We start from the raw sequence: 819 nt of genomic DNA on the forward strand, positions 1-819 counted from the left end.
TTGCGATGGTTGGGGCTGTAGCTCAGCTGGGAGAGCACCTGCTTTGCAAGCAGGGGGTCAGCGGTTCGATCCCGCTCAGCTCCACCAATCGCTAGCGCGGTTGGTGAGGTTATGTCTTGACGCTGTCGCGGCTTTGCCGCTGCGCTCCAGACGGGCCGGCCAATGATGGCCGACGGCCGACCGGCCTGTGTGTATGGATTGATCGGTAAGTTGAATATCCTTTTGAAGAAATAAAAGTTTGCATCTTCTGCTAAGGAAGATGCCTGTTCTGAATACATTGTGAAGAGAAGATATGTCTGGAAGCGTCCAGGTGTTTTGGGTTTATGCCTGAAACGTCCGAGACCAATCCTTGTGAAACCATGTGATGGCTTAGTCGGCCGGAATTGGTGGAGGGGTTGGAGGTAGGAAGGATCGCTTGTCCGAGGCATTTTTGTTGTTGGAGCTTTTGCTCCTCTGATGGGAATGCTGGATTGATGTTGCCTGACCGCGCATCACCGGATGATATCTCGAGAAGCTGGTCTTAATGATACGACCTCGAAGTGCACCGGCGTGCCTTCAAAGAGGATTGTATCGAACACGTCGATGTCATCAGGAGATGATCTGGTTGTAAAAGGTAACCGGATTTTGCTGGTTTGCGGCTACCGAGAGGTGACCGTATGGCCGGATTTGGAACCCCTTCGAGCGCAAGCGAGGAGGATCAAGAATTCCAAATCAAGCAAATATGGATGAGCATAGACAATGAGAACGAAGAAGTGAATTAAGGGCATTTGGTGGATGCCTTGGCATGCACAGGCGAAGAAGGACGTGATACGCTGCGAA

1 tRNA gene is annotated in these 819 nt (G+C 51.5%); it reads left to right on the top strand.

Going from position 1 to position 819, the window contains the following annotated elements:
- Window positions 1-11 precede the first annotated feature (11 nt).
- A tRNA-Ala gene (locus tag ACQZ45_RS27025) sits at window positions 12-87 on the top strand.
- The last annotated feature ends 732 nt before the right edge of the window (window positions 88-819 follow it).

The organism is Agrobacterium sp. 16-2014-1-2a (assembly GCF_053522705.1).